The sequence below is a fragment of the Pseudochelatococcus lubricantis genome, assembly GCF_011762225.1.
Lineage (GTDB): Bacteria > Pseudomonadota > Alphaproteobacteria > Rhizobiales > Beijerinckiaceae > Pseudochelatococcus > Pseudochelatococcus lubricantis.
The window spans coordinates 131,418-158,330 of record NZ_JAASQI010000011.1 but is presented as its reverse complement, the minus strand read 5'-3'; the positions used below and the strand labels follow the sequence as shown (position 1 = coordinate 158,330).

General features: G+C 65.9%; 26 protein-coding genes and 1 riboswitch. Of the genes, 11 read left to right on the top strand and 15 right to left on the bottom strand.

Annotation, left to right across the window (positions count from 1 at the left end; genetic code table 11):
- Positions 1–35: 35 nt before the first annotated feature.
- The 3 genes from FHS82_RS19090 to FHS82_RS19080 are packed head-to-tail and all read right to left on the bottom strand — an operon-like array spanning position 36 to position 1,701.
- Positions 36–749, bottom strand: coding sequence for a hypothetical protein (locus FHS82_RS19090; protein ID WP_166955908.1), 714 nt, complete (start codon positions 747–749; stop codon positions 36–38).
- The gene (locus FHS82_RS19085) at positions 746–1,474 is read right to left on the bottom strand and encodes a CbtA family protein (protein ID WP_166955906.1); all 729 of its coding nucleotides are present in this window, start codon (positions 1,472–1,474) and stop codon (positions 746–748) included. The genes FHS82_RS19090 and FHS82_RS19085 overlap by 4 nt, the downstream gene beginning before the upstream one ends.
- Positions 1,475–1,491: 17 nt before the next feature.
- Positions 1,492–1,701, bottom strand: a complete 210-nt coding sequence (locus tag FHS82_RS19080; RefSeq protein ID WP_166955903.1) for a CbtB domain-containing protein — start codon at positions 1,699–1,701, stop codon at positions 1,492–1,494.
- A gap of 31 nt (positions 1,702–1,732) precedes the next feature.
- Positions 1,733–1,877: riboswitch (cobalamin riboswitch) on the bottom strand.
- A gap of 63 nt (positions 1,878–1,940) precedes the next feature.
- On the opposite strand from FHS82_RS19080, the gene FHS82_RS19075 reads away from it, so the two are divergent.
- The 4 genes from FHS82_RS19075 (at position 1,941) to FHS82_RS19060 (ending at position 6,158) form a co-directional block, all read left to right on the top strand.
- The gene (locus tag FHS82_RS19075; RefSeq protein WP_166955901.1) at positions 1,941–2,507 is read left to right on the top strand and encodes a histidine phosphatase family protein; all 567 of its coding nucleotides are present in this window, start codon (positions 1,941–1,943) and stop codon (positions 2,505–2,507) included.
- A gap of 216 nt (positions 2,508–2,723) precedes the next feature.
- Positions 2,724–3,029 (top strand): TM2 domain-containing protein, encoded by a 306-nt coding sequence (locus tag FHS82_RS19070; RefSeq protein ID WP_166955899.1) that lies wholly within the window; start codon positions 2,724–2,726, stop codon positions 3,027–3,029.
- 57 nt (positions 3,030–3,086) lie between these two features.
- Positions 3,087–4,418 carry a DUF1576 domain-containing protein gene (locus tag FHS82_RS19065; RefSeq protein ID WP_246225438.1) on the top strand — a complete coding sequence of 444 codons (1,332 nt, stop codon included), beginning with the start codon at positions 3,087–3,089 and terminating at the stop codon, positions 4,416–4,418.
- Positions 4,419–4,718: 300 nt separating this feature from the next.
- Entirely contained in the window at positions 4,719–6,158 is a 1,440-nt protein-coding gene (locus FHS82_RS19060; RefSeq protein WP_166955897.1) for an FAD-binding oxidoreductase, read from the top strand.
- A 139-nt stretch (positions 6,159–6,297) separates the two neighbouring features.
- Here the strand turns inward: FHS82_RS19060 and FHS82_RS19055 are convergent, their stop codons facing one another.
- The 10 genes from FHS82_RS19055 to FHS82_RS19010 form a co-directional block, all read right to left on the bottom strand.
- Positions 6,298–7,965 carry an alpha-keto acid decarboxylase family protein gene (locus FHS82_RS19055; protein WP_166955896.1) on the bottom strand — a complete coding sequence of 556 codons (1,668 nt, stop codon included), beginning with the start codon at positions 7,963–7,965 and terminating at the stop codon, positions 6,298–6,300.
- A 43-nt stretch (positions 7,966–8,008) separates the two neighbouring features.
- Positions 8,009–9,499 (bottom strand): aldehyde dehydrogenase family protein, encoded by a 1,491-nt coding sequence (locus FHS82_RS19050; RefSeq protein WP_166955895.1) that lies wholly within the window; start codon positions 9,497–9,499, stop codon positions 8,009–8,011.
- 92 nt (positions 9,500–9,591) lie between these two features.
- Positions 9,592–10,395 (bottom strand): 4-hydroxy-2-oxoheptanedioate aldolase, encoded by an 804-nt coding sequence (hpaI, locus tag FHS82_RS19045; RefSeq protein ID WP_166955894.1) that lies wholly within the window; start codon positions 10,393–10,395, stop codon positions 9,592–9,594.
- A 12-nt stretch (positions 10,396–10,407) separates the two neighbouring features.
- Positions 10,408–11,211, bottom strand: a complete 804-nt coding sequence (gene hpaH, locus FHS82_RS19040) for a 2-oxo-hept-4-ene-1,7-dioate hydratase (RefSeq protein WP_166955893.1) — start codon at positions 11,209–11,211, stop codon at positions 10,408–10,410.
- A 3-nt stretch (positions 11,212–11,214) separates the two neighbouring features.
- A complete protein-coding gene (locus FHS82_RS19035; RefSeq protein ID WP_166955892.1) occupies positions 11,215–12,099 on the bottom strand; it encodes a fumarylacetoacetate hydrolase family protein in 885 nt (294 codons plus the stop codon).
- 80 nt (positions 12,100–12,179) lie between these two features.
- Complete coding sequence (gene hpaD / locus FHS82_RS19030; protein WP_166955891.1) at positions 12,180–13,160, bottom strand: 3,4-dihydroxyphenylacetate 2,3-dioxygenase; 981 nt, start codon at positions 13,158–13,160, stop codon at positions 12,180–12,182.
- Positions 13,161–13,261: 101 nt separating this feature from the next.
- A complete protein-coding gene (hpaE, locus tag FHS82_RS19025) occupies positions 13,262–14,779 on the bottom strand; it encodes a 5-carboxymethyl-2-hydroxymuconate semialdehyde dehydrogenase (protein ID WP_166955890.1) in 1,518 nt (505 codons plus the stop codon).
- 44 nt (positions 14,780–14,823) lie between these two features.
- The gene (locus tag FHS82_RS19020; RefSeq protein ID WP_166955888.1) at positions 14,824–15,237 is read right to left on the bottom strand and encodes a 5-carboxymethyl-2-hydroxymuconate Delta-isomerase; all 414 of its coding nucleotides are present in this window, start codon (positions 15,235–15,237) and stop codon (positions 14,824–14,826) included.
- A gap of 100 nt (positions 15,238–15,337) precedes the next feature.
- Positions 15,338–15,850 (bottom strand): flavin reductase, encoded by a 513-nt coding sequence (locus tag FHS82_RS19015; RefSeq protein ID WP_166955886.1) that lies wholly within the window; start codon positions 15,848–15,850, stop codon positions 15,338–15,340.
- 10 nt (positions 15,851–15,860) lie between these two features.
- Entirely contained in the window at positions 15,861–17,423 is a 1,563-nt protein-coding gene (locus FHS82_RS19010; protein WP_166955885.1) for a 4-hydroxyphenylacetate 3-hydroxylase N-terminal domain-containing protein, read from the bottom strand.
- Positions 17,424–17,569: 146 nt separating this feature from the next.
- Here FHS82_RS19010 and FHS82_RS19005 point away from each other — a divergent pair, with 146 nt between their 5' ends.
- Entirely contained in the window at positions 17,570–18,493 is a 924-nt protein-coding gene (locus FHS82_RS19005) for a helix-turn-helix domain-containing protein (protein ID WP_166955884.1), read from the top strand.
- Here the strand turns inward: FHS82_RS19005 and hpaR are convergent.
- Positions 18,465–19,130, bottom strand: a complete 666-nt coding sequence (gene hpaR, locus FHS82_RS19000; RefSeq protein WP_343042627.1) for a homoprotocatechuate degradation operon regulator HpaR — start codon at positions 19,128–19,130, stop codon at positions 18,465–18,467. The two genes, FHS82_RS19005 and hpaR, sit on opposite strands and share 29 nt — an antisense overlap.
- Before the next feature lie 202 nt (positions 19,131–19,332).
- Between hpaR and FHS82_RS18995 the strand changes: the two genes are divergently transcribed.
- The 4 genes from FHS82_RS18995 to FHS82_RS18980 are packed head-to-tail and all read left to right on the top strand — an operon-like array spanning position 19,333 to position 24,102.
- Positions 19,333–20,484: an ABC transporter substrate-binding protein gene (locus FHS82_RS18995; protein ID WP_166955883.1), complete on the top strand. Its 1,152-nt coding sequence runs from the start codon at positions 19,333–19,335 to the stop codon at positions 20,482–20,484.
- 53 nt (positions 20,485–20,537) lie between these two features.
- Positions 20,538–21,578 (top strand): branched-chain amino acid ABC transporter permease, encoded by a 1,041-nt coding sequence (locus FHS82_RS18990; RefSeq protein WP_166955882.1) that lies wholly within the window; start codon positions 20,538–20,540, stop codon positions 21,576–21,578.
- The gene (locus FHS82_RS18985; protein ID WP_166955881.1) at positions 21,575–23,338 is read left to right on the top strand and encodes a branched-chain amino acid ABC transporter ATP-binding protein/permease; all 1,764 of its coding nucleotides are present in this window, start codon (positions 21,575–21,577) and stop codon (positions 23,336–23,338) included. The genes FHS82_RS18990 and FHS82_RS18985 overlap by 4 nt, the downstream gene beginning before the upstream one ends.
- Entirely contained in the window at positions 23,335–24,102 is a 768-nt protein-coding gene (locus FHS82_RS18980; RefSeq protein ID WP_166955880.1) for an ABC transporter ATP-binding protein, read from the top strand. Before FHS82_RS18985 ends, FHS82_RS18980 begins: the two co-directional genes overlap by 4 nt.
- A gap of 55 nt (positions 24,103–24,157) precedes the next feature.
- Here FHS82_RS18980 and FHS82_RS18975 read toward each other — a convergent pair whose 3' ends face one another.
- Positions 24,158–24,490 carry a hypothetical protein gene (locus tag FHS82_RS18975; protein ID WP_166955879.1) on the bottom strand — a complete coding sequence of 111 codons (333 nt, stop codon included), beginning with the start codon at positions 24,488–24,490 and terminating at the stop codon, positions 24,158–24,160.
- A gap of 321 nt (positions 24,491–24,811) precedes the next feature.
- Here FHS82_RS18975 and FHS82_RS18970 point away from each other — a divergent pair, with 321 nt between their 5' ends.
- Complete coding sequence (locus FHS82_RS18970) at positions 24,812–25,282, top strand: MarR family winged helix-turn-helix transcriptional regulator (RefSeq protein ID WP_166955878.1); 471 nt, start codon at positions 24,812–24,814, stop codon at positions 25,280–25,282.
- A gap of 420 nt (positions 25,283–25,702) precedes the next feature.
- Positions 25,703–26,911 carry a flavin-dependent oxidoreductase gene (locus FHS82_RS18965; protein WP_166955876.1) on the top strand — a complete coding sequence of 403 codons (1,209 nt, stop codon included), beginning with the start codon at positions 25,703–25,705 and terminating at the stop codon, positions 26,909–26,911.
- Positions 26,912–26,913: the final 2 nt, after the last annotated feature.

The window sequence follows — 26,913 nt, the reverse complement described above, 5'->3', positions numbered from 1 at the left end:
GTACGACAAGCTCATAGCAAACTTCATGGGCTTCGTCATGCTCGCCGCAATTCATATCCAATTGCGATAAAACTTAATTCCTCACTACGACCTAGGCTACGCCAGCGAAACCGCCGGCGCCATGCCATCGCCGCTGTCATCCCCACACCTGCGGCCGCGAGCCCGCCGAACGCCATCAGTGTCGGCGGGTGCACGGTCATCTGCGCCCACCGCGGGCGGATCACATCCGCAGTGTTGAAGGTATCGGCGCTGTAGGAGCATACCTCAAGGGCGCCGGCAAGCAGCAGGTCTCGATCGACCCTCTCGCCGAGGGCGCGGGTCGCGGCATCCATGTCGGGCATGGCCCGCATGCGGACCAGAAGATCCTTGGCCGCGGCGAGATAGGCGTGCGAGCATTCGTTGAACGGGCTCTCCTCGTCGGCGACGCTGCCCGGCGCCAGCCCCCACAGGCAGAACGCATGCTGGATCCGGGCGTAGTTCAGCACGCGCCGGAACGCCTCGTCGGCCAGCGGCTTGCGTGCCGCCCGGGCGACGATAGCGCGACGATGGGCATCGATGATGGCCATCTCGCCGTGGGAGATGCCAGCGATGGCGATTCCATCGGTCGGCCCGGTGGTCCTGCGGTGCGCCAGCGCGGGCGGGGCGGCAGCGAGGAGCGGAAGCCACGCAGCCAGAAGCGCCGCAGCCAGACGGCGACACGGCCGGAGCCGCCACGCCGCCATGCGGTTTGCCGCGGCGCCGGCTCTCATCCGCCGCGACTCGCCGCGGACGTCTGCCGGCTGGACAGAAGGCCAAAGGCGACACCCAGCGTCGTCCACAGCACCACCTGCAGGCCGATGGTGGCGACGCGGAAATCCCACAGCACGGCGGGGGCGAATTCGGCCGGCACCTCGTTGATGGTCGGCATGACGAACATCGCCAGGGCCATGGCCACCACATAAACGCCGCCGCCGATGAGCGCGGCGTTCCACGTGCCGTACTGCGCCACGAGGCGGCGGCCGATGGCGAGAGCAGCGAGAGCGGCGACGACCGACAGCAGGATGAGTGTGAAGTAGAGCCCGGTGCGGATGTCGATGGTGTCCGGGCTGCCCACGGCCGGCGGGTTTGCCGGATATTTGATCTGGGGAACCAGCACGAGGGAGATGAAGCCGGCAACGGCGAGGAAGGCCGCCGTGCCGCGCGGACCGATCCGTCCGAGCCTGCCCTGCGCATAGGCGAAGGCCAGCCCGAAAATGCCGCCGAGCGCGGCGCCGAACACCGCAAGCGCCGTTAACAGGCCGAGTGTGCTTTGCACCAGCCGGCTGACGACCTCCGGCTCGTCGCCGGACGCTCCGCCGGCGGCGGCGGCCGCGCTCTCCTCAATGGCGATGGCCGCGTCCACCGGCGGCTCGCCGACGAGATACGCGAAAACGAAACCAAGCACACCCGCCAGAAGACCGACGAGCATGCCCCGCACCAGCAGGGTTCTGACCATGATGTCGACTCCGGGCGTCAGTGGCAGGGGAAGCCGAGGAGGTGTCGGCCGTCGTGCACAAACTCGTGGATGAACTCGCCCTGGAACAGCGCCACCGCGCCCTGCTCCGCGCCGATGAAATAGATGGCCAGCAGCGACAGCAGGCCGGCAAAGACCGCCCAGGGCAGAATTTCGCTGACGGGAATCACCGCCGGTTTGGCGGACGGAAAATGTGTAAAATCGGTCATCGTGGCTCCTCTGGGATGGCGCGTCCCGATCGGGTTCAGATCATGCCGGAACGGGGTCTGACTTCCGGTCGCGCAATACGCGCGGCCGGTCACAGTGGCGCGACCATGCCGGATTTCCACCGACTTCCCGTTCCCAGCGATACCGGATAATGACCTTCCCTCATGCTCAAGTCAACGAAACCCGCGCCCGCCTGTTGTATATGAAACCGGGCGGTGCGCCTGCCTCGGAATGCCGGACCATGACCACACGCCTCACCCTGCTCTGCCACGCCGCCACAGCCGCGACACGCGCTGGCCGTTTCCCCATGGACGAGGAGCTGGAAACGGCAGCGGAAACCCTTGCAGCAACACTCGCCGGGCGCCTGCCGCGCGCCGATCGTGCGCTGTCCGGCCAGGAGCGGCGCACCAGGCAGACCGCGGCCGCGCTCGGGCTCGACGCCGAGGCGATTGCCGGGCTCGACGACTGCGACTTCGGGCTCTGGCGCGGCCGCAGCATCGCCGGGATCGCGGCCGAGACGCCGGCGGCGGTGGCCGCCTGGCTCGGCGATCCGGACGACGCCCCCCACGGCGGCGAATCGGTCTCGGCCCTGATCCGCCGTGTCGGCGCATGGCTGGATGCGGCCTGCACGGGGGGGAGTGTCATCGCCGTCACCCATCCGGCAGTGGCCCGCGCGGCGGCGCTGCATGCACTCGGCGCGCCGGCCGCCTGCTTCTGGCGGCTCGACGCCGGGCCGCTGTCGGTCGCCGACCTGCGGCACGACGGCCGCCGATGGGCGCTGCGGGCGTTACCGCTCGCGCTTCTCTGAAGCGAAGCGATAGACCGTTGCTACGTTTCAGCGAAACGTAGCAACGGTCGAGAGGCTGACCGACGTTTGAAAAGCACGCGCCGCGATGCCGGGGAAAGCCGCTGCATTCAACAGCGTTTTAACGCTCGTCCGGCGACGTTTCTCGGGTAGAAGGTCCCTCGGGGAGCGCCCGCCATGCTATTGTGCGGACGATTCCATATGGTTCAGGAATATCTCATGTCACTCAGCCCGCAAGACCGCCTCGTCGTTGAAATGCAAGTTCAAAACGAGGGGCCGAACCTCATCGTCGCCTACCTGCTGTGGTTCTTCCTCGGCTTGCTATCCGCGCACAGGTTTTACCTCGGCCGCCCAAAAACCGCGATCCTGCAGATCGTCCTGAATATTTGCATCATCGGGTTGTTGTGGACGCTCTTCGACGTTTTTCTGATAAGCGGCATGGCAAGGGAGAAGCGGGAGCAGTTGCGCCAGAAATACACCCGGCAGGCTGCGGCGCATGGCGGGAGCCTGACCGCATCGCAGTAGATCGGACGTCAGGCCGGCGTGGAGGGGATCGTGACAGCATTCCAGGGGCAACCGATCATGAATGTGAGGCAAACGGGCGGCGACATGGAGCCGGGGTCGCAAACCGATGCCGCGCTCCGGCTTTCGGACGGCCAGATGCTCGCCATTGTCCGTGCCTACGCGCTCGCCTTCATCCTGTTCGGCTTTGCCGTATCGGGGCCTGCCGAGATATTTGATGGTCTCATCAGGATCGTGACGGCGCGGGATACGTTGATCACCGATTATATCGGCGTGGGCGGCATGGGGGCGGCGTTCGTCAACGCGGGCCTGCTGACGCTGCTCGTGAGTTTCGTCTACCGGCTTTGTGACGCGAACATCGGCGGCGCGTCCATCGCCTGCCTGTTTCTGGTGCTCGGCTTCGCGCTCTTCGGCAAGAACCTGCTGAACGTCTGGCTCGTCGTCGCGGGAGTTTATCTTTATGCGAGGTTCAGGAAAGAACCTTTCTCGAAGCATATCAACACCGCGTTCTTCGGCGCGGCGTTGGCCCCCGTCTTTTCCGAGATCGTTTTCAGCTCGTCCCTTTCGCTGACAGCAAGTATTCCGCTCGGCATCGCAACCTCCCTGCTGATGGGCTTCGTCCTGCCGGCCGTTGCAGCGCAGCTTTTCAATGCTCATATGGGCTTTTCGCTCTATAATGTCGGCTTTGTGGCGGGCGTCATCGGCACGGTGGTCGTGGCAGTGTACAAGTCATACGGCTTCGTCCCCGAGCCGGTCATGATCTGGACAACGGGCAACAACCGCATCCTGGGCGCTTTCCTCGCGCTCGTCTTCGCCTCGATGATCGCCTTCGGATACTTTGTCGACAGGCAATCCTTCGGGAAGCTCGGCGCCCTGCTCAGGCTTTCCGGCCAGTCGCCGACCGATTTCATCGCCCGCGTCGGCATCGGGCCGACGTTCGTCAACATGGGCATGACCGGCCTGATGTCCGCGGCGTATATCGTGCTCGTCGGCGGCGCTCTGAACGGCCCGACCATCGCGGCGATTTTCTGTATCGTCGGCTTTTCCGCCTTCGGAAAGCACTGCCTGAACATCTGGCCGATCATGGCCGGCGTTTTCCTGGCGTCGATCGCCAAGCCGTGGAGCGCGAACGACCCGTCGATCCTGCTCGCGGCATTGTTCGGCACCACGCTCGCGCCGATTGCCGGCCGGTATGGCTGGCGCTGGGGTATCGTCGCGGGTTTCCTTCACTCGTCGACGGCGCTGACGGTGGGCGTCCTTCACGGCGGGCTGAACCTCTACAACAACGGTTTCGCCGCGGGCATCGTCGCTGCGGTACTGGTGCCGGTCATCACGGCCCTCCGCTCGCGCGATCCGGCCGAAAGCGCGGGCGCCGATCGCCAACCGCCCTGACACGCCCCCTCCGTTGCTGTTACAGACGCTTGCCTTCTCTCGCACAGTTCTCTCGCACAGCGTTTGCAACGACAATAATAGAAATATACACCCATAATTTATTATATTAAGAAAGTTTATATTTTTAAATAATTTTTATGTATTGATAAAAATTTTTCCATAAATAAATTACCATTTCTAATTAACATCTGTATGATAAGCATCGATTGCGGGTAAGAAGAAAAATCTTTATTTCCCCGCAGAAGAATGAGCCAGCCATCCGGCCGGGACTGCGCCGGGGCTGGAGCCGGGAGCGGGTATATGACTGATCTGATCGAACAGCTTGCCGCCATCGTCGGCGCGCAGCAGGTTCTCACCGGGGCGGATGTGGCGCGTTGGTCCACCGACTGGACCGGCAAGTACAAGGGTGAGCCGCTTGTCGTGGTGCGCCCGGGCAGCCGTGAGGAGGTGGCGGCGGTGCTGCGGGTTGCCAGCGCGCGCAACCTGCCGGTGGTGCCGGTTTCGGGAAACACGGGCACCGTCGGCGGCGCCATGGGCAAGGGCGCCATCGTTCTCACCTTGGAGCGCATGAACCGCATCCGCGAGATTCGCGCCGGGGCCCGCGTGGCGGTGGTCGAAGCCGGCGTCGTCATCGACGCGCTGAACGCGGCGGCCGAAGAGCACGGGCTGATGTTTCCGCTGTCTTTCGGCGCCAGCGGCTCGGCCATGATAGGCGGGGTTCTCTCCACCAACGCGGGCGGCGCGAATGTCGTGCGCTACGGCAATACGCGCGATCTGTGCCTGGGGATCGAGGTCGTGCTGGCGGACGGCCGCATCATGGATCTGATGCAGGCGCTGCACAAGAACAACTCGGGCTTCGACCTGCGCCATCTGATGATTGGCGCCGAAGGGCAACTGGGCATCATCACCGCTGCCGTGGTAAAGCTCTACCCCTGCCCGGTCGACCATGTTACGGCCATGGTCGCGATGCCTTCGCTGGACCGCGCGCCCGACCTCCTGAACGCGATCCAGAGCGCGTCGGCGGGGGCGGTCGTGGCCTTCGAGTTCATGCCGCGCGCCTTCATCGAAGGGCATTTCGCCGTACGTCCGGACGCGCGCGAGCCGTTCGACGCGCCGCATCCGGTGAACTTGCTGATAGAGCTGGCCGCAACGAAAACCGGCGTTCTGGGCGAGGCGCTGGAAGAGGTTCTGGCCGGCTGGCTGGAGGCCGGAGACGTGACCGATGCCGTCATCGCCCGGAACGAGACGCAACGCCGGGAGATGTGGGCGCGGCGCGAGGCAGCGGCAGAGATCGCCTACCGCAGGCGTCCCGTGGTGGATACCGATATCGCGGTGCCCCTCGATCGGGTTTCGCACTACCTGCGCGAGATCGAACCGCGCCTGCGCGCCATAGATCCGGATTGCGAGGTCCTGTCGGTGGCGCATCTGGGCGACGGCAATATCCATTACACCTGCTATCCCTCCCGGGAGCAGGAGGAGCTTGTCGCCGCCCTGCGGACCGAGATCGACGATCTGGCGCTGGAGATGAACGGCACCTTCTCGGCCGAGCATGGCGTGGGCCTGTCGAAACTGGCGCCGATGGCGCGCTACAAGGATCCGGTGGCGCTCGACGTGATGCGTGCCATCAAGGCAGCGCTAGACCCGAAGGGCATCCTCAATCCCGGCAAAACCTTGCCCGGCAGCGAAACGGAGGCGGCGGGACAAGCCCCCCTCACCAGCCGACTCCGCGAGGTTTTGTGAGGGGTTCTAGAATCTGTCCTGTTTACGTTGAAACAGGACAGATTCTCGATTCCTTATTTTGAGCGAATTCTGATCGATCAGATGATTCCATCTGATCGGAACGCGCTCTAGAGGCCGCGCCAGCCGGGGCCGCTCCGGGTCACGCCCGCTGCGGCCCGCGCGGGCCGTAGTCGAACTCCGCCGTGGCGGGACCGAACTTCTTCAGATTGTCCGGCGCGTCGAACGGATCGAGATGCAGCTCGATGAACGACAGTTTCCCGCTGGCGGCCGCCTGCTGCAGGACCGTCTCAAGCTCCTGCTCCGTGCCGGCCTGCGCGACGAAGAAATCGCCCTCCGGTGCGAAAACCCCGGGCAGTTCGGTGTAGCGCCAGTTCGCGACGTCGTTGTAGGCGTCCTTCATGCCCAATATGAAGCGTTCGATCGTATAGCCCCGGTTGTTGAGCAGGAAGATGATCGGCTTCAGCCGCAGACGCAGAATGGTGGAGAGTTCCTGGACCGTGAGCTGGAACGAGCCGTCGCCGATGAACAGCAGGTGGCGCCGTTTTTCGTCCGCCAGCGCCGTCCCGAGCACGGCCGGCAGCGTGTAGCCGATCGATCCCCAGATGTTGGCGGTGATGTAGGTCGTGCCGGCCGGCAGGACCTGCGGGGTGAGGCCGATGTTCGACGTGCCGCTTTCGGCGATGACGACGTCGCCCGGCGCGATGAAACGGGCGATGCGCGGCCACAGGCGCGCCTGCGTCAGCGCGGCGGAGGGCTCCACGATCCAGCCGTCCTGCGGCCGGGGCGGAGCGGCTTCCGCTTCCACGCGCCCTACCCTTTCCGTAAACGCTTCGACCAGGTCCCGCGCGACAACGCCTTCGTAGAACTCGCCGCCGATCGCCGTCCTGCGCCCGCCCAGTTGGACAGTGTGCGCCGACGGCAGGGACTGGCTGAAATGGCCGGAGTTCGCTTCCGTGAAGCGCGGCGCGGTCGCGATCAGGAAATCGGACGTCTCGACGGCCTCCTTCGCGCGCGGCGGCGAGCTGCGGCCAATATAATGCCCGAGCCATAGCGGATCGGTTTCATCCAGCACGCCCTTGGCGGTCGTCATGCTGGCATAGGGAATCTGCGCCTTCGCCACAAGCTGGCGCAACGGCCCGGCGAGGCCGAAGCGGTCGGCGTCCATGTCGATCAGTAGCGCGGGGCGCCGGGCTTCCGACCACAGTTCCAGCAGGTGCGCCAGCGCGGCCTCCAGACGCTCGGGATCGCTGTGCGAAGGAATAACCAGCGGTTCATCCGGCGCATCGATCGTCAGATACGAAACGTCCGAGGGAAGCTGGATGTAGACGGGCCGTTTCTCCTGCTGGCAGGCGATCAGGACGCGGTCCGTCTCCGTCACCGCGTTCAGCGGGGTGAGCCGCGTCTGCGCCACGGTGAACTGGCGGTAGCAGTTGAGCATGTCGTCGTAGTTGCCCTCGGCCAGCGTGTGGTGCAGCAGCCATCCCTGCTCCATTGCATGGAGGGGCGGCGCGCCCGTGATGCAAACCATCGGTACGTGCTCGGCGGCCGCGCCGGCGACGCCGCAGATCGCGCTGAGTTCGCCCACGCCGTACGTCGTCAGGATCGCCGCCGCGCCGTTCAGCCGCGCATAGCCATCGGCGGCATAGGCGGCGTTCAGCTCGTTGCACGTGCCGATGAACTCCAGGCCATCCGCCTCCTTTATCTGTTCGAGGAACTGAAGGTTGTAGTCGCCGGGCACGCCGAACACGTGGCGGATCCCGAGCTGCCGCAGGCGTTTCAGCAGAAACGCGCCGATGGTCGTCTTCATATGCGTCTCCGATCATGTGGCAGGGCGGGCAACCGCCGTTCGCTCAGTAACGGATGATGACCGACTTGATCTCGGTGTAGTCGTCGATGAACGCCGAGCCGAACTCGCGGCCGATGCCGGACGCCTTGATTCCGCCGAAGGGCACCGCCGGATCGAGGATCGTGTGCATGTTGACCCACACGGTGCCGGCCTCGATACGCGGGATCAACCGCAGCGCCTTCGACAGATCGTTCGTCCAGATGCTCGCGGACAGCCCGTAGGGACCGCCGTTCATCAGCGACACCAGTTCGTCCTCCTCGTCATAAGCAAGGAAGGTGCCAATCGGGCCGAAGGTCTCCTCCCGCAGCAGCGCCGCATCCGGCCGGTCGACGCGGATCACGGTCGGGGTGACGAAGAAGCCGGGCCGGTCCAGCACCTCTGCGCCGTAGACGATGCTGTCGTTCTCCTCGCGCGCCCGCGCGAAGAAGCGCGAAACCTTGTCGAGATGCGGCTTGTTCGACAGCGGGCCGAACTGGGTTTCTTCGTCGAGCGGATCGCCGATCCTGAAGCCCTTCAGACGCTCGCCCAGCTTGTCGAGGATTTCGTCGATGCGGCTGCGGTGCACGTAGAACCGCTCCCCGGCGGCACAAATCTGGCCCTGATGCACGAAGCCGGCCTCTAAGATGCCGTCCACGGCCTTGTCCGCATCGATATCGGGAAGGACGCCCACGGCGTTCTTGCCGCCGAGTTCAAGGGTGGCGCGCGTGAGGCCGGCGTCGAAGGCCGCCTTGCCCACGGCGATGCCCGTCGGCACGGAGCCGGTAAAGCTGACCTTGGCGATGCCCGGATGGGCGATCAGCGCGGCGCCGATCTTGCCGGAGCCCGTCACGACATTGAGTGCGCCGGGGGGCAGCCCCGCCTCCGCGGCAAGCTCCGCGATGCGCAGGATGGTGAGCGGCGTGAACTCGCTCGGCTTGACGACCGAGGTGCAGCCGGTGACCAGCGCCGAGGCGAACTTCCACACCGCGATCATGATGGAGAAGTTCCACGGCACGATGCCGGCCACAACGCCCACCGGCTCGCGGCGGGTGAAAGCCGTGTACTGCTCGCCCCGGAACGAAGGCAGCGAGGGCGACAGGGTTTCGCCCGCGATCTTGGTCGCCCAGCCGGCGTAGTAGCGCAGAAATGCCGCCGCCTGATCGACCTCGAAGGCGCGCGAGAGCTGGATGATCTTGCCCGACTGGCTCGTCTCTATCTGCGCCAGTTCCTCGCGGTGGGCGATGAGCAGGTCTGCCAGCCGGATCAGAATGAGGCCCCGCTCCGCTGGGCTGGTGCGCGCCCAGCTGCCGCGAAACGCCTGCCCCGCCGACGCCACCGCGGCGTCCACTTCGGCATCCGTCGCCTCGGCGATGCTGGCGATCTCCTGCCCGTTCGCGGGATTGACCACCGGCACGCGGCCGGCGCCAGAGCCCGGAACGGCCACGCCATCGATGAAGTGGCCGTGCTCGCGCGCGAGAAAGGCCCGGACCTCGGGAAGCAAAGTGACAATGCTCATGGCGTTTCCTTTCCAGCCGCAGCGCGGCCCCTCTCTGTCTTCGATATTGTTTTCCTTGCCGATGGCGGTTGGGCGCCGCGAGCCTGCGGCCTTCAGTAAACCGCCCCCGTTGCGCCGGTGTCTCCCTTTCCGCCGGCGAATTCCTCCCGCAGGCGGCGCGTCGCGGTGGCGAAGAGGCCGACGTCGGAGCCGATGGCGACGAAGGTTGCACCGAGTTCTATGTATCGCCGGGCGAGTTCGCGGTCGGCGCTGAGGATGCCGGCGGCCTTGCCCGCCTCCACGATCCGCTTCAGCCCGTCCTCGATCGCCGCCTGCACCTCCACCGCGCCCGGCCGGCCGAGGAAGCCCATGTCGGCGGCGAGGTCCGCAGGGCCGATGAAGATGCCGTCGACGCCCTCGACCGCCGCGATTGCCTCGATGGCCGCGAGGCCCGCACGGCTTTCCACTTGCAGAAGCAGGCTGATTTCGCCGTTCGCCGTCTGCACGTAGTCCGGGATGCGGTTGAAGGCGGAAGCACGCGCCAGCGCCGCGCCCACGCCGCGGATGCCCTCCGGCGGGTAGCGCGTGGCACGCACCAGCGCCCGCGCCTGTTCGGCGCTCTCCACCATGGGCACGAGCAGGGTCTGCGCGCCGATGTCGAGCACCTGCTTGATGATCCACGCCTCGCCGATCGGCACCCGCACCACCGGATAGCTCGGCGAGGCGGCGATCGCCTGCAGCTGCGCCAGCATGAGCGGAAGATCGCTCGGCCCGTGTTCGCCGTCGACGAGCAGCCAGTCGTAGCCGGCTCCCGCCGCGATCTCCGCCGCATAGGGGCTCGCCAGCGCGAGCCACAGGCCAATCTGCGTGCGCCCTTCGGCGATGGCGTTCCTGAACGTATTCACGGGGGCTGGCATTGTACCTCCATCCTATTCGAAAAAGATGCTGACGGTGCCAGATGGCCCGAAATCGGCCACGATGGTGTCGCCGTGCCCTGCTTCCACGGGGCGGATGAAGGAGCCGGCGAGCACGATCTGCCCGGCCTCGATGCGGGCGCCGTATTGCGCCAGCCGGTTGGCGAGCCATGCGACGCCGCGCGCCGGTTGGTTCAGCACGCCGGCGCCGAGCCCCGTTTCCTCCACCTTGCCGTTGCGCGACACGATGGCGCCGATCCAGCGCAGATCGGCATCATCCGGCCGCACGGCCCGCCCGCCGGTGACGATGCCCGCATTGGCGGCGTTGTCGGCGATGGTGTCGACGATGGTGCGGGCCTTCTTCGTCTCAGGGTCGGCCCGCTCGATGCGCGTATCAAGGATTTCGAGCGACGGCGTCACGTAGTCGGTGGCGTTGAGCACGTCGAAGACGGTAATGCCAGGCCCCTCCAGCGGCGCCTTCATCACGAAGGCGAGTTCCGCCTCGACGCGCGGCTGGATGAAACGGGTCGCCGGCACCGTCGCCCCGTCCTCGAAGACCATGTCGTCGAACAGCACGCCGGAGTCCGGAATGTCGATGTTCAGCGCCTGCTGCATCGCCCGCGACGTCAGCCCGATCTTCCAGCCGATCACCTTGCGCCCGCCGGCGATCTTCCTGGTCACCCATGCGCCCTGGATCGCGTAGGCGTCGTCCATCGTCATGCCGGAGTGCTTCAGCGACAGCAGCCCTGTCTGGACGCGGGTGCGTTCGGCCGTATCGAGGCTCTCGACGGCAGCGGCAATTTCATCCTGCGACAGCATGCTTCAGCCCTCGTCCGCCACGGTGTTGCGCAACACGCCGATGCCATCGGCCTCGACCTCCACCACGTCGCCGGGCTTCAGCCATACCGGCGGATCGAAGCGTGCCCCCGCCCCGGTCGGCGTGCCGGTAAGGATGACGTCGCCCGGCACCAGCGTCGTGAAGGTCGAAATATAGTTGATGATCCTGCGGAAGGAAAAGATCATCCGGCTGGTGCGATCGCTCTGGCGCACCTCGCCATTGACGCGCGTCTGCAGCGCGATGTCGGCGAGCTGGCCTTCGTCGGTATAGGGCACGAGCCAGGGGCCGATGGCGCCGGAGCGGTCGAAGTTCTTGCCCTGCGTCACGTTGAACTTGGCGTGGCGCACCCAGTCGCGGATAGTGCCCTCATTGGCGAGCGACAACGCCGCGACATGGTCGAGCGCGTCCTTTTCCGCGATGCGGCGACCGCCCTTGCCGACGACGATGGCGATCTCGCCCTCGTAGTCGAGCTGCGGACTTTCCGGCGGGCGGATCAGCGGCTGGCCGTGGCCGGTGAAGGAGCGCGGGAAACGCACGAAGAGCGAGGGATTGGCGGGCGCGGCCTGCCCGTCCTTGTATTCCTCGTTGCGATCCGGAAAGTTCACGCCGACGCAAATGATCTTTTCGGGCGCGGGGACCGGAATTTCGTAGGCGATCGCCTCCACCGGGAAATCCGCCGGAAGTCCCGCCGCCGTATCCAGCAGACGACCGAAGGCATTGTCCGCCACCACCTCCCGCAGCGTCGGCCACTCGCCGGCGAACCGTCGCGACAGATGGATGACGCCGGCCTCCGTGATCAGGCCGTAGCCCGGCCGGCCCTCGACAGAGAAACTCGCGAACCTGGAGACGGGCAATCCGGGGGCGCTCATGGTTCGAATCCTTTCATCGCCGCTGCGTGCGGCCGCGCAAGAAAATGTATGGATCGCTCACGGTCATCTTGCGCTCCGGCTCATGGCGCGATGATCGGCTGCGCCTTCAGGAGCGGCTCGTCCGTCTTTGTGCCGGCGAACACGCTGCCGTGTTCGAACCAGGAACGCGGAGCGGGCGCGCCCCACAACGTCTGGCGCTGCGGGTCCTTGAGGTCCCATTTGATGGGCTCAAGGTCGGGATCGACGGTCTGGTAATCGGAGCAGTAGATCTCGATACGGTGGCCGTCGGGATCGAGAACATACAGGAAGAAGGCATTGGAAATACCGTGCCGCCCCGGTCCGCGCTCGATGTTCTTGAGGTAGCCCGTGGTCGACATCAGGTCGAGCAGGTCGATGATGTTGAGCGGGGTCGGCACCCAGAAGGCCGTATGGTGCAGCCGCGGCCCGACGCCATTCGTGAACGCAATGTCGTGCACGCCACCCTTGCGGTGCAGCCACGCCGCCCAGAGCTTCTTGCTCTCGTCGTCCTCGGTATATTCGGTGACGCGGAAGCCGATGGAATTGTAGAAGGCGACCGAGGCGTCGACATCAGGCGTGAAGCAGTTGAAATGGTCGATGCGCAGCGGCTTGACGCCATGATAGAGCTTGTACTGCTGATGGATCGGCGGCAGCCTGTCCATCCTGAAGTAGAATTCGAGCGGCGTGCCGAAGTTGTCATGGACGCGCAACGTGCGCCCCTGATACGGCCGATCGACCCATTCGACGGGGTTTCCCCGGGTCTCGAACCAGACGGCCGCCTTGTCGAGGTCTTCCTCCGAATAGACCTTCAGGCTCAGGGCGTTGACGGCGGCGGCCGGCCCTTTTTTCAGAATCACGCAGTGATGGCCACGCTCTTCGAGCCCGCGCAGATAGATCGTCCCGCTGTCCTCATCCGTCACCTGCAGGCCGAGCGTGTCGACATAGAAGGCACGGCTTGCGGCAAGATCCGTGGCGACGAATTCGACGTGGCTCAGCCGGACGATATTGAAAGGCGGATAGAGATTGGGCTGGGGTATCGGCATGGTTTCCTCCTCGTGGTTTCAGGTCTTTGATCGACCTTTTTCGGATTATCGTCGTTCCGGGCAGGCGGATACGGCGCGCGACCGTCCCGCCGGGTTCCGCTTCAACCGCCGAGCTTCGGGATCGCATGCGCCGTCGTGGCGAAAGCGATGTTCTTGGTTTCCATGTAGAAATCGAACGACCAGTCGCCGCCGTCGCGGCCGATGCCGGAGTTCTTGACGCCGCCGAAGGGCGTGGGCAGATGGCGGACATTCTCCGAGTTCACCCAGATCATGCCCGCATCGAGATGATCGGTGAAGCGGAAGGCGCGGGTGAGGTCCGACGTCCACAGATAGCCCGCGAGGCCGTATTGCACGTCGTTGGCGAGCGCCAGCGCTTCGGCCTCGTCCCTGAACGGGATGGCGGTGAGCACGGGCCCGAAAATCTCCTCCTGCGCGATGCGCATGGTATTGGTCGCACCGGTGAATAGCGTCGGCGCCACATAGCAGCCGTCTCCGGGCCCAGCGACCTTGCCGCCGCCTGCCGCAACCGTCGCACCCTCGCCCCGGCCGATGCCGATGTATTCCAGCACCTTCTTCTCGTGCACCGGGTGGATCAGCGGGCCGACAACGGTTTCCGGATCGAGCGGATGGCCGACCCTGATCCGCTTCGCCCTCTCGGCGACGAGGGCCGTGAACCGGTCGTAGACGCCTTCCTCGACAAGCAGGCGCGATGAAGAGGTGCAGCGCTCGCCGTTCAGCGAATAGATCATGAAGACGGCCGCGTCCGCCGCGCGCTCCAGATCGGCATCGGCGAACACGATGACCGGGTTCTTGCCGCCGAGTTCGAAATGCACGCGCTTCAGCGTATCGGCACCCTGCTTCAGGATGAGCGAGCCGGTGCGGCTTTCGCCGACAAAGCCGATGGCCTTGATGTCCGGATGCTCCGTCAGGCTCTTGCCCGCATCCTCGCCGAGGCCGTTGACGAGGTTCCACACGCCCTTCGGCAGGCCGGCGCTTTCGGCGATCTCCACCAGCAGGCGCGCCGTCAGCGGCGAGAACTCGGCCGGCTTGTGCACCACCGTGCAGCCCGCGGCGAGCGCCGGCGCGATCTTCCACGTCGACAGCATGAAAGGCGTGTTCCACGGGGTGATGATGCCGACAGGCCCAATGGGCTTGCGCGTCGTGATGTTGACCTGCCCGTCGGTGAGCAGCGTCTTGCCGTCACGCGCCTCGGGCGCGCGGTCGGCGAAGAAACGGAAGTTCTCCGCCCCGCGCAGCGCCGCCTTCGACATGAAGCGGATGGACTGCCCGGTGTCGACGGATTCGACGAAGGCGATCTCCTCCGCCCGTGCCTCAATGGCATCGGCGATCCTGTGCAGCAATGCCTTGCGCTTTTCGCCGGAGAGTGCGGCCCAGGCGGGAAACGCCGCCTTCGCCGCCTTCGCCGCCCGGTCGACATCCGCCGCCTTGCCGTGCGCCACCCGCGCCAGCGGCTTCAGGTCGATGGGCGAGATGCTCTCGAAAGTCGCGCCGTCGAGCGCGGGCACGGCCTCGCCACCGATCTGGTTCAGCACGCCCTGTTCGCGGAAGCGCGCGAGATAGTTCTCGGCCCTGGTGAGATTTTCCTCAAGCTTTGACATGTTTTCCTCTCCATTCCATGGGCCGCCGCGGCGCGTAGCGAATATCAGCCGGCTTCCCGCACGGATGCGGGCGCGCTCTTGCGCAGGCGCGGATGAATCGCGTTCTTCTTCCAGTTCAGCGCCGGGTCGATCTCGCGGATTTCGAAAGACAGCGCGAAATGCGGCGTCTCGAACAGCGGCTGCAGCTCCTCGACGACCGCCGCGAAAATCGCCTCTCCCGCACGCTGGCGATCCTTGAGACTCCGGCCCGCGCCGATGCGAAAGGACATATCGATGAACGCATTCTCCGGCAGATCGTCGGCGATGGCGTAGTGCTCGAACCGGCCGGCGCGCACGCGCACCGCCCCCACCTCGAACAGCCCGGTCGCCAGCGCCTCCCTCAGGATGCGGCGGCAGAGCTTCCCGAAATCGACCCGCCCGTCAAGGTTGGCCGAATACTCGATATTGAAATGCGGCATGGTGTCCCCGTCTGGCGCAGCTATCACTTTAACATGTTAATTAATAGTGCGCCAATAGCAAGAGCGGATCGCCGTCGCAAGACGAATCCCGTCGCCGGCCCTACCCGCCGAAGCTGCCCGTCTGCGTCGGCACGTGGACGTAGTTGCGGTCGAAGTAGAGGAGCGCGTGGCCGTCCCTGCGGGAGCGGATCTCCACCACCTCGCCGATGAAGATGTTGTGCGTGCCCACGCGCCGGGTTTCCACCAGACGGCAATCGAAGGAGACGATGGCGTCCGCAAGCGCCTGATTGCCCGATGACAGGTCGATCCATTCGGCGGCGGCGTAGCGCGCCGCCATGTCCGCCTGCTGGCCGGCGAAGAAGGCGGCCAGTTCCTTGTGCTCACCGGTGAGCACGTTCACGCAGAAACGTCCGTTGCCGAAGAACATCTCCGACTGCGCCGAGCGGCTGTTCATGCACACGAGCAGCGTCGGCGGCTCGTCGGTGACGCTGCACATGGCGGTGGCCGTGAACCCGCCGCGCCCGGCGGGTCCGTTGGTGGTGATCACGTTGACGGGGGCGCAGACCCTCGCCATCGCGTTGCGGAACTCCGTCCGCGAAACGGCGTCAACCATATCGGCCTCCTCATTCGGCGGCGAGCGCCTTGCCGGCGGGCTGGTCGAGCGGCGGCAGCCAGGTGTCGCCTGTCCAGCCGTTCTGGTCGTAGTCGGCCATGCACTGGTCCACAAGGGCTTCCATGGCCTTGAGGCGCCCGCCGCGCTCGGCGCCCTTCAGCACCTGCAGGCGCACTTCCTCCGGCGCGCCGGCGTAGTTCAGCTCATAGAGCGCGTGGCGACCGCCGAATTCGGTGCCGGTGGCATCCCAGAGCAGCTTCATGATCTTGATGCGTTCGATGTGGTCCATGTTGTCGGAGCCGCGCACATAGCGCGCCAGATAGCGGTCGATGTCCGGATTGGCGAAGTCCTTCGCCGAGGACGGCAGGTAGATGAGGCCGGACGCCACCGTGCGGCGCACGATGTCGATGACCTTCGGATACGCCTCCGACATGAAGGTGCGGTAGCACAACGCGGCTTCCAGATTGGGCAGCACCGCGCCGCCCGCCCACGGAATGGGGTTGCGCGCCATGGCGTGCGAGAACGTCCAGAACTGGTGCCTGATGGCGATGACCTCGCCGAGCATCGCCTGGTTGCCGCGGAAGGCATCGCCGCCCGTCGCCCTGAGCGCCTTGGCAAGCAGGCCGGCGAGGAAGTCGAGCTTCACTGCGAGGCGTGTGCAGCCCTGGAAGCAATAACCATGCATGAAGCCGGAGGCCGGATGGAACGACAGGATCTTCGCCGCATCCCGCAGGACAAGCACATCTTCCCACGGCACGAAGACGTTGTCGAGCACCAGAATAGCATCGTTCTCATCAAAACGCGAGGACAACGGGTAATCGAACGGATGGCCAACCGTATTCGCCGTCTGCTCGTAGGAAACACGGCAGAACATCTTGATGCCCGGCGCGTTCATCGGCACGATGAACATCACTGACAGCGACGGGTCCTCGGTGACGGTCGCCGAACTCTGCGCCAGAAAATTATAGTGTGTCAGCGCGGACGAGGTCGCCACCACCTTGGCGCCGGTCACATAGATGCCGGCGTCCGTCTCCTTCGTGATGTGGACGAAGACGTCCTTGACCGCGTCGGCGGGCTTGTGGCGGTCGATCGGCGGGTTGACGATGGCATGGTTCATGAACAGGGCGGCTTCCTGCGCCCGCTTGTGCCAGGCGAGTGCATTCTCCCTGAACGGACCGTACCAGTCGGCGTTCGCCCCCAGCGTGTTCATCAGCGCTGCCTTGTAATCGGCGGTGCGGCCCATCCAGCCATAGGACATGCGCGCCCATTCGGCGATCGCGCCCTGCTGCGCCACCAGTTCGTCCGCCGAGTGGGCGACGCGGAAATACTTGTGCGTATAGCCGCCGGAACCCGTATCGGTGGGCGAGGTCAGGACGGTTTTCGTCTTCTCGCCATGCAGCGCGTCGTAGAGACGGGCCAGCGAGCGCACCGAGTTGCGCATGGCCGGATGCGCGGTCACATCGTGCACCTGCTCACCGTTGATGTAGACCTCGCGACCGTCCCTGAGACTTGCCATGTATTCCTCGCCCGTGAACGGGCGCTTGGAATCGGCGCGGTGATCTTCTGCTCTCATCTGGTTTCCTCCAAAACGGGACCCCGAGGCATCCCCTGCGGGACTTGTCGCGTCCCCTGAAAGTTTTTTGTGAAACTATGCCTCTCCATGCGGCGCGGCTATGGACAGAATGCGGGAATCGGTTGTACTTTTTTGGGTAAATGAACATGTTAAGTGATATTCCCACCTTCTTCGTCTACGGCGAGTCCGCACGCCCGCCCGATGTCGGTTTCCTGCATGTGGAAACCGTCATGGCGCGGAAGTACGTGCATTTCGGCAAAGTCGAGCCGCACCGCCACGACAGCATGGCGCAGATCACGTTCTGGACAAAGGGCCACGGCAGCTATCTGATCGAGGACAAGGTTCTGGAGTTTTCAGCGCCCGCAGTCAGTTTCATCCCGAGCGGCATCGTGCACGGCTTCACCGTCGCGGCGGACGACACGGACGCCATCGTGATCTCCGTCGCCGACAGCGCGCTGCCACTGATTGCCGAACTCGCGCTTCTGCCGCTCAACGGCCCGGCCATGGTCAGGACGGGCGAGGCCGTCCTCTGGCGCCGGCTCGCCCGGATCATGGACCTCATCATGGAGGAATACGCGCAGGGATCGTCAGGCACGGAGAACGTCATCCTGCCGCAGGTCGCCGTCGCGCTCGCGCAGATCGCGCGCCTTGCCGCTGCGTCGCCGGCGCTCGCGCTGTCGCCGCAGAAGCTGCTGGCGATCCAGTTGCGCCAGCAGGTCGACCTGCACTTTCGGGACAACTGGCCAGTCGGCCGCTACGTGGAACAGCTTCGCACAACCCCGCACCTTCTCGCGAAGGCGTGCGAGGCCTCCTTCGGCATGCAGATCAAGGAACTGATCGTCGAGCGGCGGTTGCTCGAAGCCAAGCGGCTGCTGCTCTTCACCATCCGCTCCGTGGAGGACATCGCATTCGAACTGGGCATGAAGGACGCCGCCTATTTTTCGCGCTTCTTCCGCGCCCGCACCGGCGCGCCGCCGGGAAGATGGCGGCAGAGGCAGGATGCCGCCCTGGGCGGAGCGCTCGACAGACCGGTCGCCGGCATTATCGATCCGTCCGGCCGGACGGGCTGATCCGCGGCCGCCCCGGCGCAGGCTTGCCCGAGCGGGCGCTGCCGCCGCCAGCCTCATCCGGCGCCTTGCGCGGCCGGCCCCGCCGTTTGCCCGCCCCGGGCGCGACTGCAGTGTCGTCCTCGACGGACGTGCCGATCGCCGCGCCGTCCAGACAGTCGACAAGTTCCCTCAGGAGAGCATGCAGGAGCGTCAGCCGCTCCGCGCCGAAGCGTCCAGTAATCTCACCGTATATTTCCTCGGAGTCGACGCCCGCCCGCTCGATCAGCTCCAGGCCCTGCGGCGAGATGGAGACGAGCCCCCGGCGCATGTCGGTATCGGAAGCGCGCCGCAGAATCAGCCCCCGTTCGTCCAGATCCTTCAGGATGCGGGAAAGCGAGGGCGGCAGAAGAAACGTGACTTCCGCGAGCTGCGATATCTCGATACTCTCCACGGCGGTGAGCGCGCGCAGCACACGCCACTGCTGCTCCGTGATGCCGAAACGCCGCAAGCTGGCCCGGAAATGCCGCATGACGGCTTCCCGCGCCTTCAGCAGCGACATGGGAAGCGACTTCGAGAAATCGCGCAGGCGCACACGGGTCGCCGATGCGCCGGGCTCGGCGGCGGTCTCCGGGGCTTCGGCGGACATCGGGTCGGTCATTGGGTCTCCTGCTGCACTGGCCAGATTGCTGAACATATTATGTACTCCGGAAAAATACCCCGCAGAAGGGCACGAAGTCACCTGTCCCGCCGAAAAATGCCGTTGCCAGAATATAATTAACTTGTTAAATTTGTTTCTGCGCCTCGTGAAGAAAGAGGGCATGGCCGCAAGAGCCGCTGCATAATCCTGGAGGGAGGATACCTTGAAAACCATTGTCGGAATCGTGTGCGCCGTGCTGCTCGGAACGAGCGCGGCAAAGGCCGAGATCGTCATCGGCGCCGTTCTTTCGCTCACCGGCCCGGCCGCGTCGCTCGGCATCCCGGCAAAGAGCACCATCGACCTCCTGCCCAGGCAGATTGGCGACGAGACCGTGCGCTATGTGGTGCTGGACGACGCCAGCGACCCCAGCGCCGCCGTGCGCGCCGCCCGCAAGCTGGTGGACGAGCACAAGGTCGATGCCATCATCGGCCCCAGCGTCACGCCCACCTCGCTCGCCCTGCTGGAAGTGCTCGGCCCGTCGAAGACGCCCGGCATCAGCCTCGCTGGTTCCGGCATCATCGCGAGCCCGGTGGAGGGCAACAAGCGCTGGTCGTTCAAGCTCGCCGCCGGCGAGGACATTCAGGCCGGGCGCGTGTTCGACCACCTCGCGAAGACCGGGATCAGCTCGGTGGCGTTCATCGGCTTCAACGACTCCTTCGGCGATTCCTTCATCGGCACGTTCAAGAAGGAGGCTGCCGCCCGCAACGTGCCGGTGCTCGCGGACGAACGCTACGGCAGGACGGACACCAGCGTCACCGCGCAGGTGCTGAAGATCATCTCCGCCAATCCCGGCGCGGTCATCATCGGCGCGTCCGGCACGCCAGGCGTGATGCCGGTGCTGGAACTGCGCAAGCTCGGCTACGGCGGCGCCATCTACATCAATCAGGGCATGGCCAACTCCGACGTGCTGCGCGTGGGCGGCGCGGCGCTGGAGGGGGCGTTCCTGCCCACCCCGCCCGCGCTGGTGGCCGAGCAGCTTCCCGACGCGAACCCCGTGAAGGCGGTCGCCACCGAATACGTCCAGGCTTACGAGAAGGTTCACGGCCCCAACAGCCGCTCGCTGTTCGGCGCCACCGCGCAGGATGCCTTCCTGCTCATCAGGCACGGGGCCGAACAGGCGCTCAAGAGCGCTAAGCCAGGCACGGCGGAGTTCCGGACGGCCGTGCGCGACGCCATGGAGAACGCGCGCGAACTCATCGGCACGGAGGCGGTGTTCAACCTGACGCCGACCGACCACAACGGCACGGACCGGCGCGCCAGCGTCATCGTGCGGGTCGACGGAGGCAAGTGGGTCTACGTGCCCGTCGACGACTGAAGACACGGTCCGCGCCGCCCTGCGTCCCTTTTCCCTGTCGCGCCGGAGCCTTCATGAATTCCATCATCGCATTGCTTCTTATCCAGGACGGGTTGACCATGGGTGCTGTCTATGCCCTGCTGGCGCTTGTCCTGGTCATGGTCTTCTCGGTCACGCGGGTCATTCTGGTCGCGCAGGGAGAGCTTGTCAGCTACGGCGCGCTCACCATGGCGAGCCTGCAGGCGGGACATCTGCCGGGCACCGCCCTGATCGCGGTGGCCGGCGGCGTCATCGCCGCCGCCATGGAGCTGTGGGCCTATGCGCGCGGGCCGCGCTCCCGCACACATCTTGTCGCCGCCGCGCTTTACGTGCTCGTGCCGCTCGCGGTGTTCGGCCTCGTCGCCGCGCTCGCGCCGCAGGGGTCGGGCGCGTTCGTCCGCGTGCTGCTGACGCTGCTCATCGTCGTGCCGCTCGGGCCGATCCTGTATCGTGTGGCCTTCCAGCCGCTCGCCAGCGCTCCCGTGCTGGTGCTGCTCATCGTGGCGGTGGCGCTGCATTTCGTGCTCACCGGCCTCGGGCTCATCGCCTTCGGCGCCGAGGGTGTGCGCGTGGCGCCGCTGATCGACGGAATGCTACGGTTCGGCCCCTATTTCCTGTCGGCCCAGGCGCTGTTCACCATCGCCATCACGCTCGCGCTCATCGCCGCGCTGTTCGTGTTCTTCGGCTCCACGCTGAGCGGCAAGGCGCTGCGCGCCACGGCCTTCAACGAGGTGGGCGCGCGCCTCGTCGGCATCAGCACCACTGGCTCGGGCCTGCTCGCGTTTTCGCTGGCCGCGCTCATCGGCACCGTGTCCGGCATCCTCATCGGTTCGTTCGCCACCATCTATTACGACACCGGCTTCATCATCGGCCTCAAGGGTTTCGTCGCCGCCATCCTCGGTGGGCTCGGCTCCTATCCGCTCGCGGCGTTCGGCGCCGTGCTGGTGGGGCTGCTCGAATCCGGCTCGTCCTTCTTCGCGAGCGCGTTCAAGGACGTGCTCGTCTTCGCCCTGATCATCCCCATCCTGATGTGGCGCAGCTTCTCGGCGGGACACGCGGAGGAGGAAGAGGAATGACCATCCGCACAACACTGCTCGTCGTCTTCCTGTTAGCGCTGGCGGCTGCCCCGTTCGTCCTGCCCGAGTATTACGTGACGCTGCTCAACTACATCGGCCTCGGCAGTCTCGCCACCCTCGGCATCGTGCTGCTCACCGGCATCGGCGGCCTCACCTCCTTCGGCCAGGCCGCCTTCGTCGGCATCGGCGCCTACGCAACCGCCTATGCGACGACGGCCTGGGGCTTCTCGCCGTGGTTCGCGCTGCCGCTCGGCCTGTTCGCGGCCGCGGCCTGCGCCCTCGCCATCGGCGCGGTGACGCTGCGCCTGTCCGGCCATTACCTGCCGCTCAGCACCATCGCCTGGAGCCTCAGCCTCTACTATCTCGTGGGCAACCTGCCGGTGCTGGGCGCGCACGACGGCATCACCGGCCTGCCGGCGGTGAGCCTGTTCGGCGTCGTGCTCGACGACGCCCGCAGCTTCTCGTTCCTCATCTGGATCTTCGTGCTGCTGGGGCTTCTGTCGGTGCACAACCTGCTCGGCTCGCGCGCCGGGCGGGCCATCCGCTGCCTACGCGGACGCAGCACAATGGCGGAGGCCTTCGGCGTAGACACCACTCGCCTCAAGGTCGCGATCTTCGTCCACGCGGCCTTGCTCGCCGCGGCTTCCGGCTGGCTCTATGCCCATCTGGTGCGCTTCGTGAACCCCACGCCCTTCGGCCTCAACGTCGGCATCGAATATCTGTTCATGGCCGTTGTGGGGGGTGTCGGCCAGCTCGCGGGCGCGGTGGTTGGCGCGGGCGTCATGGTGGTGCTGCGCGATGTGCTGCAGGACGTCGCAGCCCGCGTCCTCGGCGTGAGCGGCGCGATCGAGATCGTCGCCTACGGCGTGCTCATCATCGTTCTGCTGCAGAACGCCCGCGCCGGCATCGTGCCCTTCGTGACGCGGCGGCTGCCGGCGCCGGAGCCGCTGAAGGTGCCGGACGACGCGCCCTCTCTGCCGATGCGCGATCGGCCGGCACGCGGGGAAACGGTACTCGTCGCCGACAAGGTCGTGCGGCGCTTCGGCGGCCTCGTGGCGGTGAACGAGGTATCGTTCACGCTGAAGGCGGGCGAGATTCTCGGCGTCATCGGCCCCAACGGCGCAGGCAAGAGCACGCTGTTCAACCTGCTGAGCGGCGTCCTGCCGCTGACGGGCGGCGCGATCAGCGTCCTCGGACGGGCGGCGAACGGGCTCACCTCCCGCGCCATTGCCCGCCTCGGCCTCGCCCGCACCTTCCAGCACGTGCAGCTGCGCGGCGACATGTCTGTGCTGGAGAACGTGGCGCTGGGCGCCCACATGCGCAGCCGCAAGGGCATCCTCTCCGCCATTCTCCGGCTGGACAGGAAGGAGGAAGGCGCGCTGCTGGCGGAGGCGCTGCGCCAGCTCGAACGTGTCGGCCTCGCCGACAGCCGGAACGTGCCGGCGGGCAGCCTCGCGCTCGGCCAGCAGCGCATCGTGGAAATCGCCCGCGCGCTTGCCTCCGACCCTGTCGTGCTGCTGCTGGATGAGCCCGCTGCCGGCCTGCGCTATCACGAGAAGCAGGCGCTCGCCGCCCTGCTGGACAGCCTGCGCGCCGAAGGCATGAGCATCCTCATCGTCGAGCACGACATGGATTTCGTGATGAACCTGGTGGACCGCCTCGTGGTCATGGAGTTCGGCCGTCCCATCGCCAGCGGCGTCCCGGGCGCCGTGCAGAACGACCCCGCCGTGCTCGAAGCATATCTCGGAGGGGCGGTATGACCCTGCTGCTGAAGGTGGAAAACCTCACCGTCGCCTATGGCAAGGTGGAGGCCATTTCGGGCGTCGGCCTCGCCATTCCGGAAGGGCGCATCGTCACCGTCATCGGGCCGAACGGCGCTGGCAAGTCCACGCTGCTCAACGCCGTCATGGGCCTCCTGCCGAGCCGCGGCCGGATCGTCTATGCCGGGCAGGAGGTGATGCAGGCGAAGGTGGAGGCGCGCGTCGGCGCGGGCCTCTGCCTCGTGCCGGAGAAGCGCGAGCTGTTCGCGCAGATGAGCGTGGCGGACAATCTGCTGCTCGGCGGCTACAGCCGCCGCCATGTGCGCGACGACAGCCGCGCCCGCGACCTCGACGCCATGTACACGCTCTTTCCACGCCTTCGGGAGCGTCACGCCCAGCAGGCGCGCACGCTGTCGGGCGGCGAGCGGCAGATGCTGGCCCTCGCCCGCGCGCTGATGGCGCGGCCGAAGCTGCTGATGCTGGACGAGCCGAGCCTCGGCCTCGCCCCGCGCATCGTCCGCGAGGTGCTGGAGGCCGTCGCATCCCTGCGGGACAGGGGCATGTCAGTGCTGCTGGTGGAGCAGAACGCGCGCGCCGCACTGTCGGTGGCCGATTATGCCTATGTGCTGGAAACCGGCACTGTCGCGCTGGAAGGGCCGGCGCGGGAAGTGGCTGCCAACCCCCGCGTGACGGAGACGTACATCGGCGTCGGCCACGGAGCCGGCGCGCAGCGGGAGGCGTCAACGCCGCTCGCTGCCTCGTGATGGACAGGCCCTGCCAGGCCGCCCGGACCTGGATGAAGCGCGACGATACCCCGACCTACCGAAGCACGATGTAGGCGTCGGGATCGAGCGTGAACGCCCGGATGGCGGCCCGTTCGCCGGTCGCTTCCAGCAGGATGCCGCGCAGTTTTTCACAGGCCGAGATGATCAGGTCGCGCGTGCGCTCAGGCTTGGGCAGCAGGCGGATTTCCACCGCGATCCGTGCCTGGTCCGCCAGCCCACGGACCTCGATGACCGCAAGCTGGCAAAAGGAGGCGTCGACATTGAATTCGCGGCACAGCAGGTCGCGAACAGACGGAAGCGTCTCCGCAAGCCTTTCCTTCCGTTCGGTTTCGATTGTCTGATCGACATGGATCGTGAGCAGCGGCAAGGCGTTCTCCTGTCTTCCGCGAAACGGGGGCTATGCCGGCACGTTATTGCGGCACGAGGACGAAATCAAATGGCGATCGTCACGGTGTCGGTCGGGACCCGCGCGTATCAATCGCCGCACGGGAACGCATTCGGTTGCGAACGGGCGCACGGCGGGCTATCAGTTCCACACTGACTGACATGGAAATCGAACGGGCGATGACGTCGAAACTGGAGCTGCCGGCGTGAATCTTCTTTGCACGACCGGAAACGGGGTCTGGACCGCCGGTGAGATGGCGCCACGGTCGCGCCCCGCCCCGGCTTCCGAGGAGTGACAGTCCAGATGACGGAGGAACTGACCGAACGCGCCGGCACGGCCTGGCGGCATGCCAACATCGGGCGCCTCCTCAACAACGCCGTACGCCGCTTCGAAGCGCGGGTTCTGGAAGTCATGAGCGAGAAGGGCCACACCGAAGCACGGATCGCGCACATCAGCCTCACGCGCAATCTCGACATCGCCGGCACGCGCCTGACGGAACTGGCGCGGCGCGCGTCCATGAGCAAGCAGGCCATGGGCGAGCTTGTCGATCAATGCGCGAATCTCGGCCTTGTCGACCGCACCGAGGACCCGAGCGATCGCCGCGCCCGGCTCATCGTCTTCACCCCGACCGGAATCGAATGGCTCGAAGCGTTTCGCACCGCCGTCGACATCGCCGAAGCCGAGATGCGTGCGGAACTCGGCGAGACGGCCATGAACGCCATCGTCGCCGGCCTGACAGGCTATGGGGCGCGGTTCGCCACGCTCGACCTGTAAGGCGGCACACCCTTTCGCGCCCGCCATCGATACCGGCCGGCTACGGACCCTGTCGGAAAACACGCGGCAGTCTGCGGAAAACATATTCATAATCAGACAGATGCTCAGATGGCGTCTCCTTCCGGAGCGGCATCCCGTTGCGAAATTCAAATTTTTCATCAGGTCGCTTGACTAATATAGTCAGGTGACCTTATTGTTTTATATGTAACGAAAATAAAGTGGGAGGAAATTCGTGCACCCCGGCGTGATCGCCAGCGTGCGGCCTGTTCCCGGCTGGGGTTCGGGCGGCGTGACACGAGCGGGGAGCCGTATTCGCCGCGCCGGACCCGTCGCCCGTGGACATCGTGGCCGAGGATGCCGTCGCCCTGCCCTTCGATGAAGGCGCAGCGGAAAAGAGAAACCGTCAACGGAGATTTCACGATGAAGATTGCTATTGCGGGCGCCGGTATCGGCGGGCTCGCGGCCGCGCTGTGCCTGCATGAGAAGGGCCATGCGGTTCAGGTTTTTGAGGCGGTGGAAACGCTGCAGCCGCTGGGCGTGGGCATCAACGTCATGCCCCACGCGGCCGGCGTGCTGCACGGGCTGGGGCTGGGCGAGGCGCTCGACGAGATGGCGATCCGCACCCGCGCCATTGAGTACCGCACGCGCTTCGGCCACCTGATCCAGTCCGATCCCCGTTCGGTCGAGGCGGGCTTCGAGTATCCGCAATACTCGATCCACCGGGGCGAACTGCAGTTCCTGCTGCTCGATACGGTTCGCGCGCGCTTTGGGCAGGAAGCGGTGACCACCGGCAAGGCGGTGGCCGGCTTCACGCAGCACGATGCCGGCGTGCGGGTGACGTTTGCCGACGGCGCGGTCCACGACGCCGATCTCCTCATCGGCGCGGACGGCTTCCGCTCGAAGATACGCCAGCAGCTTCATCCGGACGAGGGGCCGGCGCATTACGAAGGCACGATGATGTGGCGCGGCGCCAATCTGCAGGCGCCCTTCGCCGATGGGCGGACCATGTTCATCGCCGGCGACCATGACGTTAAATTCGTCTGCTATCCGATCAGCGGCCGCGCCGCGCGTGACGGCAAGGCGCTCATCAACTGGGTGGCCGAGGTGCGCCACGACCAGCCGCGCGCCGCCGAAGAAGCGGACTGGACGCGGGAGGGCGACCGCGACTTCATCGCCGAGTTTCAGGAATTCCGGATGCAGGACATCGATATACCGGCGCTCCTCAGGAATACCCAGCGCATTACGCAATATCCGATGATCGACCGCGATCCGCTGCCGTGGTGGACGCAGGGGCGGGTCACGCTTCTGGGCGATGCCGCGCATCCCATGTATCCGATGGGCGCGAACGGTGCTTCGCAGGCCATCGTCGATGCGCGGACCCTTGCCGATGCGCTGGCCGCGCAGCCGGGGCCGGAGGGCCTCCTCGCCTACGAGACGCTGCGCCGCCCGGTCACGACGAATGTCGTGCTCAACAACCGCAAATCGGGCCCGGAGCGCGTCCTCGACATCGCGGCCGCCCGCGTCAAGGGGCCGGAGGACCGGATCGAGGATCTGATTACCGCGGAGGAGCTTGAGGAAGTGGCCGCGAGCTATCGCCAGATCGCCGGCTTCCTGAAAAAGGCGGTATAGGC